The sequence below is a fragment of the Arthrobacter sp. Dra40 genome (assembly GCF_059091905.1).
The window spans coordinates 1-684 of the sequence record NZ_JBNHHB010000549.1 but is presented as its reverse complement, the minus strand read 5'-3'; the positions used below and the strand labels follow the sequence as shown (position 1 = coordinate 684).

The following is a 684-nucleotide window of genomic DNA, read 5'->3' as shown; positions in this document are numbered from 1 at the left end:
CGCGTCATCGACGGTGACGGTTCCGCTTTTGCTTCTCTCTTTACACGCCATAGGGACCGGGTCTTTGCTCACAGCCTCCGGTTGGTGAGAACTCCTTTCGAGGCTGAAGACGTAACTGCCATGGTGTTCCTGGAGACATGGCGCTGCAGGAACAAGGTCCGGTTGGTCAACGATTCCATCCTCGGTTGGCTGCTGGTAACCGCCACAAACGTGGCGAGGAACAAGATCAGGTCCACGCTGCGCTACGAACGTCTCCTTCGGAAACTTCCACAGCCCGAAGCGGAGCCGGATCACAGCGACTTCGTGGTCGACCGGGTGGACAGGGACCGACGGGCTGACGCCCTGTATCGGGCTTATCGTTCCCTGGGACGACGGGACCAAGAAGTTATTGCGCTCTGCGTTCTTGAGGGCATGAGCACAGCTGAGGCAAGCGAGCTGCTCGGCACTCCACCGGGAACCGTGAAGTCCCGGCTCTCCCGCGCCAAGCAGAAGCTCTCGCAGCTGATGAAGCCACAAACAGGGTTCCCGCCGGCAACGCTCCCACTCACGCCTGAGGAGGAAACACCATGAATGACAGCCCGGGCTCATACCGCTTCAACGCGCAGCGCAGCGCAGCCATCGAGGCGCTCCTGGTCAACGTCGCGCAGGACGGCACTCCCGAGAACAGGCAATTCCAGAACACTA

The 684-nt window shown here is 60.7% G+C and carries 1 protein-coding gene; it reads left to right on the top strand.

Features of this window, described 5'->3' with window-relative positions:
* The coding region (locus AC5RWT_RS37920) for an RNA polymerase sigma factor (RefSeq protein WP_494084697.1) at positions 1-570 on the top strand (570 nt) is incomplete at its 5' end.
* Between the last annotated feature and the right edge of the window lie 114 nt (positions 571-684).